This is a genomic window from Mycobacterium simiae (genome assembly GCF_010727605.1).
Classification (GTDB): domain Bacteria; phylum Actinomycetota; class Actinomycetes; order Mycobacteriales; family Mycobacteriaceae; genus Mycobacterium; species Mycobacterium simiae.
On the sequence record NZ_AP022568.1, the window covers coordinates 2,633,110 to 2,645,757 of the forward strand.

The 12,648-nt window shown below is 67.9% G+C and carries 14 protein-coding genes; 7 read left to right on the forward strand and 7 right to left on the reverse strand.

The window, feature by feature from the left end; translation table 11 throughout:
* Positions 1-34 precede the first annotated feature (34 nt).
* The 3 genes from G6N33_RS12215 to G6N33_RS12225 are packed head-to-tail and all read right to left on the reverse strand — an operon-like array spanning position 35 to position 2,029.
* Positions 35-397, reverse strand: coding sequence for a DUF4226 domain-containing protein (locus tag G6N33_RS12215; RefSeq protein ID WP_044509118.1), 363 nt, complete (start codon positions 395-397; stop codon positions 35-37).
* Positions 398-425: 28 nt separating this feature from the next.
* Positions 426-1,247: a C40 family peptidase gene (locus G6N33_RS12220; protein WP_101528343.1), complete on the reverse strand. Its 822-nt coding sequence runs from the start codon at positions 1,245-1,247 to the stop codon at positions 426-428.
* Entirely contained in the window at positions 1,244-2,029 is a 786-nt protein-coding gene (locus G6N33_RS12225; protein WP_044509115.1) for a helix-turn-helix domain-containing protein, read from the reverse strand. Before G6N33_RS12225 ends, G6N33_RS12220 begins: the two co-directional genes overlap by 4 nt.
* 143 nt (positions 2,030-2,172) lie before the next feature.
* Here G6N33_RS12225 and G6N33_RS12230 point away from each other — a divergent pair, with 143 nt between their 5' ends.
* The 5 genes from G6N33_RS12230 (at position 2,173) to G6N33_RS12250 (ending at position 7,148) form a co-directional block, all read left to right on the forward strand.
* Positions 2,173-2,589, forward strand: coding sequence for a WhiB family transcriptional regulator (locus tag G6N33_RS12230; protein WP_044509114.1), 417 nt, complete (start codon positions 2,173-2,175; stop codon positions 2,587-2,589).
* 92 nt (positions 2,590-2,681) lie between these two features.
* Positions 2,682-4,064 carry an acyl-CoA dehydrogenase family protein gene (locus G6N33_RS12235; RefSeq protein WP_044509113.1) on the forward strand — a complete coding sequence of 461 codons (1,383 nt, stop codon included), beginning with the start codon at positions 2,682-2,684 and terminating at the stop codon, positions 4,062-4,064.
* Positions 4,065-4,112: 48 nt separating this feature from the next.
* Positions 4,113-5,102 (forward strand): pirin family protein, encoded by a 990-nt coding sequence (locus G6N33_RS12240; protein WP_044509112.1) that lies wholly within the window; start codon positions 4,113-4,115, stop codon positions 5,100-5,102.
* A complete protein-coding gene (locus G6N33_RS12245; protein WP_044509111.1) occupies positions 5,089-5,430 on the forward strand; it encodes a GNAT family N-acetyltransferase in 342 nt (113 codons plus the stop codon). The genes G6N33_RS12240 and G6N33_RS12245 overlap by 14 nt, the downstream gene beginning before the upstream one ends.
* A 344-nt stretch (positions 5,431-5,774) precedes the next feature.
* Complete coding sequence (locus G6N33_RS12250; RefSeq protein ID WP_044509110.1) at positions 5,775-7,148, forward strand: PPE family protein, SVP subgroup; 1,374 nt, start codon at positions 5,775-5,777, stop codon at positions 7,146-7,148.
* Between the two features lie 9 nt (positions 7,149-7,157).
* On the opposite strand, the gene G6N33_RS12255 is transcribed toward G6N33_RS12250, so the two are convergent.
* The 4 genes from G6N33_RS12255 to G6N33_RS12270 form a co-directional block, all read right to left on the reverse strand.
* Positions 7,158-8,045, reverse strand: a complete 888-nt coding sequence (locus G6N33_RS12255) for an SCO6745 family protein (RefSeq protein WP_044509109.1) — start codon at positions 8,043-8,045, stop codon at positions 7,158-7,160.
* 126 nt (positions 8,046-8,171) lie between these two features.
* Positions 8,172-8,504 (reverse strand): O-methyltransferase, encoded by a 333-nt coding sequence (locus G6N33_RS12260; RefSeq protein ID WP_155945919.1) that lies wholly within the window; start codon positions 8,502-8,504, stop codon positions 8,172-8,174.
* Between the two features lie 240 nt (positions 8,505-8,744).
* A complete protein-coding gene (locus G6N33_RS12265; protein ID WP_049919070.1) occupies positions 8,745-9,422 on the reverse strand; it encodes a TetR/AcrR family transcriptional regulator in 678 nt (225 codons plus the stop codon).
* Positions 9,419-10,351, reverse strand: a complete 933-nt coding sequence (locus tag G6N33_RS12270; protein WP_044509108.1) for a fumarylacetoacetate hydrolase family protein — start codon at positions 10,349-10,351, stop codon at positions 9,419-9,421. The genes G6N33_RS12265 and G6N33_RS12270 overlap by 4 nt, the downstream gene beginning before the upstream one ends.
* Before the next feature lie 99 nt (positions 10,352-10,450).
* On the opposite strand from G6N33_RS12270, the gene G6N33_RS12275 reads away from it, so the two are divergent.
* Both G6N33_RS12275 and G6N33_RS12280 read left to right on the forward strand, forming a co-directional pair.
* Entirely contained in the window at positions 10,451-11,200 is a 750-nt protein-coding gene (locus G6N33_RS12275) for an MBL fold metallo-hydrolase (RefSeq protein ID WP_232069470.1), read from the forward strand.
* Between the two features lie 38 nt (positions 11,201-11,238).
* Positions 11,239-12,597, forward strand: coding sequence for an alpha/beta hydrolase family protein (locus tag G6N33_RS12280; protein WP_044509107.1), 1,359 nt, complete (start codon positions 11,239-11,241; stop codon positions 12,595-12,597).
* The last annotated feature ends 51 nt before the right edge of the window (positions 12,598-12,648 follow it).

Genomic DNA, 12,648 nt, shown 5'->3' on the forward strand with positions numbered 1-12,648 from the left:
GTGCGGCTGTGGATGAACAGCCCACGGCGGCCGACTATCCAGCCGGGGTGCCGTAGGCTCCCCGCAGCCGTTGCAGCACAGCAGCTTTGGCCCGATCCAGCTCGCGCACATCCGCGACCACCGCGGCGATCTCGCGCTGCTTGGCCACCAGAAACTTCTGAAACTCTCGCGCTCCCAGCGGTGTATCGACAGCCAGGTTCGCGTGTGCCGGGACGGCGCGCTCGATTTCGTCGGCGATCGCATCCAGGCGGCCGATGCTGTCCCGGATCGCGGCGTGGGCGGCCGCCAGCACGTCCATCAGCGTCCGGTCGGCGTCGGCGAGCGAATGGTGCCGAGTCGCCAGGGCCGACTGCTGCGCCCGAATGGCTGCTAGTGATGGTCCGGCTTGTTCGGCCATGCGTTCAACCTCACTTCGTAGCGACGACTCATATCGGCCGGCGTATCGCGATGTTGCTGCCCAGCTGGCTGATTCGCACCGACGCACCCGGGTAGGGCGCCTCGACGACAAGATTGTTGCCGATCGCCATCTGCACGTGGCCGGCGTGGGGAAAGACCAGATCGCCAGGTCTGACTTGCGACCGGGGCACCGGCACCCCGTCGTTGATCTGCTGATACGTAGTGCGGTCCAGATGGACGCCAGCCTGCGCATACGCCCACTGCACCAAGCCGGAACAGTCGAATCGGTCCGGGCCGGTCGCACCCCAGACGTAGGGGCGGCCGAGGCGGGAGAGCGCCGCGCGCACCGCGATGCCGGCGCGCGAACCCGGCGCTGGCAGGCGCAGCCCGGCCGGCGGCGTACCGAGGGGGCGCCGCATCCGGTAGCGCAACGCCCGCAACGCCGCTGCCCGCCGTCGCGCACGGAGCCGGGCCGTCAAGATGTGGGCGCGTTGCGCGCGCAGCCGCGCGACCCGGCGACGCATTGCCTCGCGCTGCGCCATCGGGGTGTTCGGGGTGGTAGCGGCATCGGCGCGCGCCTCATCGAGGACGGTCTTGGTCAGCTCACGGGCCTGGGCTCGATCGCGATGGGCTCCCGCGATGACGCCTGCGGCCGTGGCATCCGTGCGAGCCGCCGCGAGCAGTGCATCGTGGCTGCGCGTTGCCTGCGCCTGGTAAGCATGTTGTCTCCCAACGGGATTCGGCGGCGCAACGCGCCCGGACACGGGTGCGGCGTCGAACGGCACCGATCGGGTGCCGCCGGTGAACAACTCATGAGCGCGCCGCAGCGCCTCGACATCGGTCTCGGTCATTCGTCCCCCTCACCGCTGACCTGGTCGGCGCTGCCGTGACTCGACTCCACCGCCTCCGTGAACGCGCGCACGCGGGGTAGGACCCCCGCGGGGATCACGCCACGGTTGCGGATGTCCCACATGTCGTCGCTGCTGACGCCGAGCAGCGCGGCGATGATCGTCTCTGGCAACGAAGCCTGCGCGCAGGCCCGGTCGAATCGTGCGCTGACGCTGGCCGGCATCCGTTCTAGCAGTGCGGCGCGCGTCTCCTCGAGCGCTCGCAGATGCTGCATGAGTCGATCCGTTGAGTCCGCGCCGGCGTTGACCGCCACCCGCCAGGAGCTGGCGGCGAGCATCTCGGCCTTCACGCACTGCGCGATCACAGACAGAATATACGTCTCATATTCGTTTGATGTCGTCGCCGGCAATCGGTCGATCACGGATTTGAGCGCATCCAGCTGCGCTTCGGCGTAGCCTTCCAACACTTCGGTATCGCTGTGGCGGTCGACAACCACCGTTCCGGCGCGTGCAGGAGACATCTGCTGCGGCGGTTGCGCGGCCAGCAGTCGGGCCAGCTCGGCATCCGGATCCGCGGCCACCAGTAGCCGCGAGTACGTGCCCGGTGGCAGGCCGAGACCGTTTTCGACCTTCTGAACAGTGCCTTTGTGGGGTTTGCGGGCACCGCGCTCGAGATAGCTCAGGCCCATGATGCTGACGCCGGTCGCAGCGGCGAGGTCGGCCAGGGACCAGTCGCGGGACTCCCGCAATGCACGGATCGCCGCGCCTGCCGACTCACGGCTCACCGCGGGCTCCGCCCATAGGGCGGATATTACACAGGCCGGCACTTATCGCTAAGCGTATACGTTTTTATCTCGTTTCTCTTGCGCGGGCCGACGTTGGGCGTATACGCTTTCGCCTACGTTTCATTTCAGACAAGGAGATCGCCATGGGACACCCCTGCGCAACCGATCCGGAACTGTGGTTTGGCTATCCCGATGACGACAGTGGTGATGGCGCGGCCAAGGCGCGCGCCTACGAACGATCGGCCACCGAGGCGCGGCTGCAGTGCCTGCGCCGCTGTCCGCTGGCCCAGCAACGACGGTGCGCGCAATACGCCATCGCCCATCGCGAGGAATACGGCGTGTGGGCCGGCGTCAAGCTGCCCGGCGGTCAGTACCGCAAGCGGGATGAGTTGGCCAAGGCACACGACGTCTTGCGCCGCATCGCCGCCGGCGAGATCAGCCCCCGGCAGCTGCCTGAAAACGCCGCCTTGCTTGCCCGCAGCGAGCATCAGCCCATCCCGAAGCCGGCAGTCGTCTTGCACCTACCGACCGCGCAGGTGGGCCCGCGCACGGCGGCCTAGACGAGGGCGCACCATCGTGAACGTTTGTTCACCCAATGGACGGGGTAGTCGAACGCGGCGGGACACCAGACCGTCGACCCGAAGGCCCAGCCATGACGTTCAGCCTCACACCAACCGCAGCGCAGCACGACCTTTCCCGGCGCACCCACGAGTTCGCCGAATCGGTCATCCGTCCGGTCGCACTTGACTACGACCAACGACAGGAGTTTCCGTGGCCGGTCCTCGAGGAGGCGGCCCAGCGCGGGTTTTACAGTCCGTTGTTCTACCGCGACCTGATCGGCGATCCGTCCGGACTGTCGCTGCCGATGTTCATGGAGGAGCTGTTCTGGGGCTGCGCCGGGATCGGTTTGGCCATCGTGATGCCGGCGCTGGCCCTCTCGGCGATCGGGCAGGCCGCCTCCCCCGAGCAGATGCTGCAGTGGGCTCCCGAATGTTTCGGCACGCCAGGAGATCTCAAGCTCGCGGCACTCGCCATCTCCGAGCCGGAAGGCGGCAGCGACGTCCGCAATCTGCGCACCCGGGCACGCCGCGACGGTGAGGACTGGATCATCGACGGCCACAAGATGTGGATCGGCAACGGTGGCATCGCCAACGTGCACGTGGTCAATGCCGTCGTCGACGAGGAGCTCGGCCACCGCGGCCAGGCGCTGTTCGTGGTGCCCGGCGGCACCCCCGGCCTGGAGCTGGTGCGCAAGCTGGACAAGCTGGGCTGCCGCGCATCCCACACCGCCGAGCTGCGTTTCGACGGCGTCCGCGTTCCGGGGGCGAATCTCCTTGGCGGACAAGAGAAGCTGGAGCACAAACTTGCCAAGGCGCGTGAGCTCGTCGCCGGTGGACAGCGCTCGGGCTCGGCGACGCTGGGCACCTTCGAGCAGACCCGGCCGATGGTCGCGGCCCAGGCGATCGGCATTGCTCGCGCCGCGCTGGAGTACGCAACGGCTTACGCCACCGAGCGAGAGGCATTCGGCGGCCCCATCATCGACAACCAAGGCATCGCCTTTCCGCTGGCCGACCTGGCAACGCAGATCGACGCGGCCCGGCTGCTGACCTGGCGGGCGTCCTGGATGGCAGCCAATAACGTCGCGTTCGAACGGGGTGAAGGCTCGATGGCCAAGCTCGCCGCCAGCGAGGTCGCGATCAAAGCCACCGAGCGCGCCATTCAAACGATGGGCGGCTGGGGTTACATCACTGACCACCCGGTGGAGAAGTGGTATCGAGATGCCAAGCTGTACACCATCTTTGAGGGCACCAGCGAAATCCAACGGATGGTCATCGCCAACGCGTTGGGCGCATCGGTGGGAACCCCGCCGTTGCACGTCGTGCTCGAGCCCTCCGGCGGGCCGCTGAACCGGATCTTCGGGCGGGGGACGCCCCTGCGCTCACGGGCAGCCGACACCGCGCTGTCGATGAAGGACCGGCTCCCCGAACCGGTCATGCGGGCCGCGATGAAGGTGCTGCGGCCGCCCGGCAGGTAGGCCGGCCCGGTACGGTCGCCCTAGCCAGCCCACAACGAAGGGTGCCCGGTGAGCAATCTCGAGACCGCCCCGACCGAAGTCGCGTGCAGCGCCTCCAGCGCGACGGACACGGAGGTGCTGCAGCCACGAGAGGTTCCGTTGGGCGGACCGCGGGCGATCCGGGTGCAACGGACCCTGCCGCAACGGCAGCGTTCGCTGATCGGCGCTTGGTGCTTCATCGACCACTATGGCCCGGCCACCGTACGCATGGACGTGCCGCCCCACCCGCACACGGGACTACAAACGGTGAGCTGGCTGTTCAGTGGGGAAGTGGAGCACCGCGACAGTGCAGGAGTGCACGCCTTCGTCCGGCCCGGCGAACTGAACTTGATGACCGCCGGTGCCGGCATCTGCCATTCCGAAGTGTCGGTCGAATCGGACGCCGTGCTGCACGGGGTGCAACTGTGGGTCGCGCTGCCCGACGCCGACCGTGACACCGGACGAGGCTTCGCGCACTATGTGCCCGAACCGGTGGCGCTACCGGGCGCGGTGGCGCGGGTGTTTCTCGGCGAGCTGGCCGGCAGCCGATCCCCGGTGCGTACCTTCACTCCGCTGCTGGGCGCTCAGCTCGATCTCGACGGCAAGGCTGAACTGCAGCTGGACATCGACCCTACATTCGAGCACGGCGTCCTCTGCGATGCCGGCGATGTGCAGATGAACGCCACCCCGCTGGCCGCCGGCGAGCTGGGCTACCAGGCGCCGAGCAGCCCCGTCCTGCGGTTGCGTAATTTTGGGGAGGAGCCGGCGCGGGTAGTGCTGTTGGGAGGCGCCCCGTTTGTCGAGGAGCTACTCATGTGGTGGAACTTCGTCGGGCGTGATCACGACGAGATTGCTCGCTATCGCGAACTGTGGCAGGACGCCGACGCACGCTTCGGTGCTGTCGCGGGCTATCAGGGCTCAGTCGCGAGGCTGCCGGCCCCGCCGCTGCCGACCACCCGACTGCGGCCCCGACCATTACCGCATGCAACGAGAGAGAGGGACACCAATGACGACCGATAAGACCGGCGCGGAAACCACCGTCACCGAGGGTCACCAAACCTACGCAATCGCTGTCGAGGGCAAGACCGTCGGACACGCCGACTACGCGGACCGCGCTAACCAGCGTGTTTTCTATCACACGGTGGTCGACCCCGAGTACGGCGGACGAGGCCTGGCGACCATCCTCGTCGAAGCGGCCCTCAACGGCGCCCGTGACGCCGGCAAGCGGATCGTGCCGGTGTGCTCGATGGTCGGCACGGTGCTGAAGAAGCATCCGGAGTTTGACGAGCTCACCGACCCGGTGACCGCCGAGGTGCGGGGCTGGGTGCAAACCCAACCCAGCAACTAGCGGGGCCGCTAGACCACCTTCGCCGGGCGACGCAAATCGGCGCCGCGGGGCTCGCGCACCGCGAACTGTTCGAGCTCCGCTGGCGCGATACGGTTCGCCTGTGCCTCGTGGACCGCTGCGCCGTATGGCTTAACCTGTCCTACCAGGACAGCCGAGTAACTGGGTACTGCCAGCAACACCGATCCCAGGCTCCTCGGCGGAGATTGTTGTCGCGATGCGACGACAAAAGATTTCCGCAAGCAAAACCGGTGGCACGGGGTACTCAGGCGCGGGCGATAATTTCGTTCGTTTGCCGTACACCTAGCCGTCGGCGGCGCGGCCACCTTTTGTCGGAGGGGAACACCATGGACTTCGCATCATTGCCGCCGGAAATAAATTCCGCGCGCATCTATGCCGGGCCTGGTTCCGCGCCGATGCTGGCCGCCGCGTCGGCATGGGAAGCCCTGGCCGCGGAGCTGCATTCGACGGCGACCTCCTATCAATCGGCGATCAACGAGCTGACTGCCGGCCCCTGGCTCGGTCCCGCCGCGACCACCATGGCCGCCGCGGCCGATCAATACGTGTCCTGGGCAACGGCCGCCGCCGCGCAGGCCGAGCAGACTGCCAGCCAAGCCATGCTCGCGGCCACCGCCTACGAGGCCGCTTTCGCCGAAACCGTGCCACCGCCGGTCGTCGCGGCCAACCGCAGCCTGCTGGCCGCACTGGTGGCGACCAACTTCTTCGGTCAGAACACCGCGGCGATCGCGGCGACGGAGGCGCAGTACGGCGAGATGTGGGCCCAGGACGCCGGTGCCATGCAGACTTATGCAGCGACCGCGGCGTCGGCCAGCCGTTTGCAACCGTTCCAATCCCCGCCCTCGAACACCACCAGCGAGGGGGCCGCGGGCCAAGCCGCGGCCGTCCGCGCCGCCGCCAACACTGCGGCCGGCGATGCGCAGGGTGCCGTGGGGTCACTGCCGCAGGCCTTCGCCGCGGGCCCCGAAGTGAGCGACCTGGCGGCGACCGACTTGGCCTTGCCGGATTTTGGGTTCGGCGGGCGGGATGCGCTCGGCCTGGCCGCGGACCTGAGCGCGGTGTTCCTCGATCCCGAGCTCGGGGCAGCGAGCCTGGCCGCCGACACCTCGTTGGGAACCACCGCACTTCCCTACGACGTCGGCGGCTACTACACCGGTGTGCACACCGACGACATCGTCAGCGGCTGGGCGGGCGTCCAACCCTGGCCGGGCAACACATCCGTCCCGCCGACGTCATTTCCGGTGCTCACCAATCCGACCGAGACGGTTACCGGTGGCTTCAACCAGGCGAGCTCGGTCGGTCGGTTGTCGGTGCCGCCGGGATGGGCGGCCGCGGCACCGGAGTTGCGCGCGATGACGACCGCGCTGCCGGCCGCCACTGTCGGAGCCGCCGCGCAAGCCACCGGCTCCAGCGCGGGCAGCCTGTTCAGCCAGCTGGCATTGGCGGGCATGGCTGGACGCGCGATGGCCGGTGCCACCGGCGGCGGTGGCACGGGGGCCAAGGAGCGCATCGGCGTGCCCGGGCGTAAACCCAAAGACGCGAAGTCACCGGAGGCCACCGAGGCGCCGCAGGCTCGGCTCGGCGGGCCGATCACGAGCATTGCCGCCGAGCTTCGGGAATTGGCGTCGCTGCGGGATGCGGGCATTCTCACCCAAGACGAATTCGTCGAGCAGAAGCAGCGCCTGTTGCCGCGTGATCCGTAGCAGCCGGCCTTAGGCCAAATGTGCGCTGGTGTCGTGTAATTCGTCGCGTCGCAACGCCATTGGGGTAACGGCCAGGACGTCACCGCCCTCGACCACCGCCCGGGTGATCGGCGTCAACGCCTGGAACAGCGCCTCCACCTCGTCGTCGCTGAGCGGCTCGAGCGCGGACAGGGCGAGTGCATCGGTGCTCGATTCGACCTGTTCCTTCAACGCCCGGCCCGCCGCGGTGAGCGACCCGTCCTCGCCGAGCAGGCCCCGGGCGCCCAGCTGCCGCTCGATACGGTGCCATTCGTCGTCGTCGTAATCTCTTGTGCGCGCGATGTATTCGCGTGGGACACGGTTCGCGGCGGCGTGCAACACGTTGCATTCCCGGCCCGAGATGCCGGCGGCGGTCAGTACCGCCACGTGGCCGTCCCCGCGTTGCTCACGTAGCAGCGTGGTGGCATGCCACAGCGCCGCGAGCGGATCGTCCGGCCAGGGCAGCGCCCGGTTGGCGGCGAACAGCGCGCGGCCGTCAGCGGGGGCCCGGCGGGCGGCTTTGGCCGCTAATTCCGCTGCAGTGCAGACGTTTTCATCCTCTTTGAGGCCGTACCGGCGCAGCGTCGCGACCGCCGAGTCCAGGCGGGCGCGCAGGGCTGCTTCCGGACCGGCGATCTGCCACGCCGCCGGCAACGCCTTGGCCACACGCTGGGGAGCGAAGTTGTAGAAGACGGCGGTGACCACCTCGGGTGCGACCGGGCCGAGCGGAGCGGAGCGGGCGGCGAAGTAGCCCATCCAGAAGCCCCGGTAACCCAGCTGGTCGAACGCAGCGCGGGCCTCCGGCGCGAAATACGTCACCGCATGCACCGGCTCGAATCGATCGAAGAAGCGTCGCGCCAGTTCCGGTTGTCTGCGCACGCTTGCAGTTAATCATTCCCGTGGGACGCGGCCAATCCCGATTATGTCGTGCGAGCATCGACCAACGATGGGACAACTTCTGCTGCCGGTGAGGTGCAACGGGTGGGTCTGTCGGGGCGGGTCGCGTCAGGCGGTGTAGACGGACATCTCGTTGCCGCGGCCGGGTTCGAACGGCAGGGGTAGGGAGCGGTATCCGTTGTCGGGGTTGCGCACGTAGGTGAGGTAGTCGCCCGACTCGTCGACGGCATTCTCGGCAATCACCAACGCTCCGGGCGCCAGGCGTGATTCGAGGATCTGTAGCACCGGAAGGTACAGGCTCCACGCGCCGTCGAGCAGCACTAGGTCGATACCGTCCTCGATGCCGTCCCGCAGCGTCTCCAACGCGTCACCGATGCGAATGTCGACCACGTCAGCTAGTCCCGCGTCGGTCAGATTTGCCTGCGCACGTTCGGCGCTCACCGCCACGCCGAAGGTCAGCTGGTGTATTGCGCCAGCGGCGCACTGGCGACCACCACCTCGTACGGAACCTGGGTCGCACCAGCGAATCGGTGACCTGGACGCCGCCAGGCTTCCAACACGCCCACCGTTGCCACGGCGATACCGACGTGCGCATCGTGGTGATCCCTGCGGAACTGTGCGCGCAGCTTCCCCAGCGACCCAGCGTGTGCGCGGTCCCGTATCCGACGCGGGTCGCGCTCGTTATGGCGTCGTCGCCAGGGCGGTGATCCCGCCTTCGGCGAAGCGTAGGAGTGCCTGGTGGCGTTCGTCGATGTCGCCGGTGTGCATGCGGCCGTCGGTGAGGCTGTCTAGGCGCAGGTTGTTGGAGTAGGTGTGCAAGGTGGCTGCCAGTAGGTGCAGGTAGGCGTCGTGGATGGCCGCCTCGTCCGTGGCGGGGAACAGGGTCTGTAGCGCGGCGATGAAGTCGGCGGCGATGGCGTTGAAGTCCTCGACGATGAAGCGTCCGATGGGGTGTGCGGAGTTGGCGAGTTGCGCGATGAAGCGAAAGTAGTTGTCCCACCCCGGATCACCCGCTCGTTGGCGCATGGGTTCGGTGAATGCGCCGATGAGAGCGCGCAGTCGCTGTGCTCGGGTGCCGCGCGGTGGCACTGCTGCCAGCCTGGTGCGGCGGTCGTCGTTGAGGGGTTGGATGCGACGCAGCAGAACGGCGCGGAAGAGGGCCTCCTTGCCGCCGAATTGGTCACTTACCGCGGCGAGGCGGGTGCCGGCGTGGTCGGTGATGTCACGGACGCTGACACCGAAGTAGCCGCGGTCGGCGAAGAGTTCTTCGGCACTGTCGAGCAGCCGATCACGTAGCTTCTCGCGGTTGGCTTCACGCGAGGCAGGCGGGGGCGGGTCGGCTGCTGCGGGGCTTGTCATGAATCGATTCCCCGCGTCGACGGCGTGGTGACGGTGTGTTCGATGTAGCCGATGTCATCGATGGTCAGTTCCAGGGTGTCTCCGGGGCCCAGCCAGTGCCCCGTTTCCATGCCGCTGCCGCCGGGAAGTGTCCCGGTGCCGAAGAGCTCGCCGGGATAGAGGTGTTCACTGCGGGAGGCGTGGGCCAGAACCTCACCCAGATCGTGCTGCATGCCGGCGCTGGAGACCGTCGACACAATAGAACCGTTGATCGACACCGTTCCGCGCAGCGCGTCGATACGAGGAAGGATTTCGTCGGCGGTGACGGCGACCTCCGACAGCGAGCTGGCGAAGTGCTTGGCCTTCTGCGGACCGAACCCGCTGTCCATTTCGGCCCGCTGCACGTCGCGGGCACTCCAATCGTTGAGCACGACGAACGCGCCGATCGCGTCGAGCGCCTCGGCGGGGGTGGCATTGAACAGGCCCCGCGCCAGAACGAAACCGATCTCCAGCTCGTAATCGAGCGCCTGACTGTAGGAGGGTGCCGTGATCGGCGTGCGTGAGGGGATGAACGTCATCGCGTTCGACATGTAGTACATCGGCTGGGCGTAGAACAGCGGCTTGGGTTTCAACAGCGGGAACGTGCGCCGAGTGAGCAATTCGACGGTCTCGACGAGCCGGTACTGACCGGGATGGAACCGACGGACCAGACCCCGGCTGGCGTCCAAGACGTGCTGCTCGTAGAGCATGAAGTCGCGAAACGACACCGGCTGAAACGGCAACAACACCGCACTGTGCTGCCGGTGCTCGTCGATGCGAGCAAGCTCCCAGTCACGGTCGAAGACCCGACCACCCAACGGGGTCGGGTCGGTGCTCGCCTGCCAAGAGCCGTCGGCGCCGAAGGTCTGCAACTGCAGACCCTCGACGGTGCGCACACGTCTGAGCTTCACCGGGGAACCATCCTCACATCGGAGCGGAACAGTCGTTCCACTGTACCGCGGAACGGTGCTATCGTCGGAACAATCGTTCCGATTGGTGAGGAGGTGGGCGTGCAGGAAGTCGCCGAGGGCGTGTTCTGCGTGGCGGGCACCGCAGTCAACTGGGTGCTGCTGCGCGACGGCGCGGACCTCACCCTCATCGATGCGGGCTGGTCGGGAGACACCGGACGGGTGGAGAACTCGATCCGGGCGCTGGGCCGGCACCCGATGGACGTTCAGGCGATCTTGCTGACCCACGCCCACCTGGACCACATGGGCGCCATCAACCACTTCCACCGGCGTTACGACACACCGGTGTTCATGAGCGGAGCCGAAGTCGTCCATGCCCGCGACGGGCACCTCGAACAAGCGACGCCTGCCGACATCATCGAACGCTGCTACCGGCCGTCGGCGCTGCGCTGGACCGCACGCATCATGGCCGCCGGAGCGCTCAAACCCGTGAAGCTGCCACATGCGCAGCCCTTCCCCGGCGCGGGGGCACTCGACCTACCCGGGGCCCCGGTGCCCGTCGCCTGCGCAGGACACACCTGCGGGCACAGCGCCTTCCACCTGCCCGACAAGGGTGTCCTGGTCACCGGGGACGCATTGGTCACCGGTCACCCGCTGTCACCGGTCAGCGGCCCACAACTGGTGCCGCCGTTCTTCGCCCACGCCCCCGCCGACGCCGACGCTGCCCTACAGACCCTGACCGGCATCGCCGCCGACATCCTCGTTCCCGGCCACGGGGATCCATGGCGCGGAACCCCGTCCGACGCCGCCGAACAAGCCCGCCGCAACGCCCGCACGACGAACCGACTCTGACGCGACCGCCCCAGTACCACACTCTGAAGGGACCCCCGATGACCGAGGCCAGCCTGCCGCAGAAGCTGTTCGTCACCGCGTGCGCGGTCACCCGCACCACGGATCTGGCGGCCCGCTGGACCGGCGCCGCACCGTTTCTGCCTGCGCTGTTCGTGCTGCGCTACGCCAACATGGGCGGACTCGACCACACCCTGTTCGCCGCGCAGATCCGCGGCGCCCGGTCCTTCCGCGACGACCGCTGGTGTGGCTACTGGAACCGCATCGCCGACACCCACGCCCGGCGCGCCAGGAACGTGCTGCGCAGCCTGGCCGGCACCGACGCCGCCTCCGTGCCCGACCTCACCGACCCGAGCGCCGCGACCGCCGCCGAGAACGTCGACGGGCTGACCGCGTGGATCGCCCCCGCGGCAGCGCTCTTCGCCGACCACGGACCACAGCCGGACACCCGCGCGCTCACCGCCCTCGTCGACGAACACGCCCCTGCCGGTGATCGCGAGCGAATCACCCTGGCTTTCAGTGCAATTGACGCGTGGGTGAAGGCCATCACCTACTACCAGGTCAGCGCCTTCCCCGGCCACGACCCCCACCGCATGAAGGCCTATTGGCGTTCACGGCACCTCTTCGACGCTCTGATCGGTGCGCTGGTGCCCACACTGGGCCTCACCGTCGAACACGTCGACATCCCGCTCACCGACGGCGACACCGTCGGCGGCTACCTCGTCCTGCCGCCCGGCTCAGGCCCGCACCCGGTGGTGCTGACCACCAACGGACTGGAGGGCACCGCCCAGGAACTCGCCATCCCACAGCTGCGCTACCGCGACACCGGCATGGCGATGTTCCTGATGGAAATGCCCGGCAGCTACGCCTACACCCATCCCATGCAGCCTGAGTCAGAAGCGGTCTACCACCGCATCATCGAGCACCTCGCCCACGACCAACGGCTCGACGCCGACCGGATCGCGATGGTCGGGGTCAGCTTCGGCGGCTACTGGACCGCACGCCTGGCCGCTACCAACGACCGGCTGGCCTGCGCAATCGCCTGCGGGGCCCCGACACACCGGTCCTTCCACGGCGGCGCACTAGGCACTCCGCAGATCATCCTGCACGCCCTGGCCAAGACCGTCGGGGCGGCCCACCCCATCGACCTGGTGCGCAAGCTCAAAGCGCTGTCCATCCGAGATCTTTACTCCCGCATAACTATGCCGCTGCTGGTGATCAACGGAGACCACGACACCCTCATGAGCACCCAGGACAGCAGCGACCTGGCCCACGCCGCCGCCAACGCCACCCTGCTGCTGTACCCCGACGACGACCACTGCGCGATGGGCCACTACCGCCAATGGCTGGACTACTCACAGCACTGGCTGATGGAACACATCCCAGTCACCGCGAACTAGGGCGCGATGCGGCACCGAGAAAGGACTCGCCCGTGTTCCCTCTAGCGTTGT

Bases quoted from the DNA above. Each gene is read 5' to 3' on its own strand.
- G6N33_RS12215 (WP_044509118.1), bottom strand. From the start codon at position 397: ATGGCCGAACAAGCCGGACCATCACTAGCAGCCATTCGGGCGCAGCAG.
- G6N33_RS12235 (WP_044509113.1), top strand. From the start codon at position 2,682: ATGACGTTCAGCCTCACACCAACCGCAGCGCAGCACGACCTTTCCCGG.
- G6N33_RS12245 (WP_044509111.1), top strand. From the start codon at position 5,089: ATGACGACCGATAAGACCGGCGCGGAAACCACCGTCACCGAGGGTCAC.
- G6N33_RS12280 (WP_044509107.1), top strand. From the start codon at position 11,239: ATGACCGAGGCCAGCCTGCCGCAGAAGCTGTTCGTCACCGCGTGCGCG.
- G6N33_RS12230 (WP_044509114.1), top strand. From the start codon at position 2,173: ATGGGACACCCCTGCGCAACCGATCCGGAACTGTGGTTTGGCTATCCC.
- G6N33_RS12220 (WP_101528343.1), bottom strand. From the start codon at position 1,247: ATGACCGAGACCGATGTCGAGGCGCTGCGGCGCGCTCATGAGTTGTTC.
- G6N33_RS12265 (WP_049919070.1), bottom strand. From the start codon at position 9,422: ATGACAAGCCCCGCAGCAGCCGACCCGCCCCCGCCTGCCTCGCGTGAA.
- G6N33_RS12250 (WP_044509110.1), top strand. From the start codon at position 5,775: ATGGACTTCGCATCATTGCCGCCGGAAATAAATTCCGCGCGCATCTAT.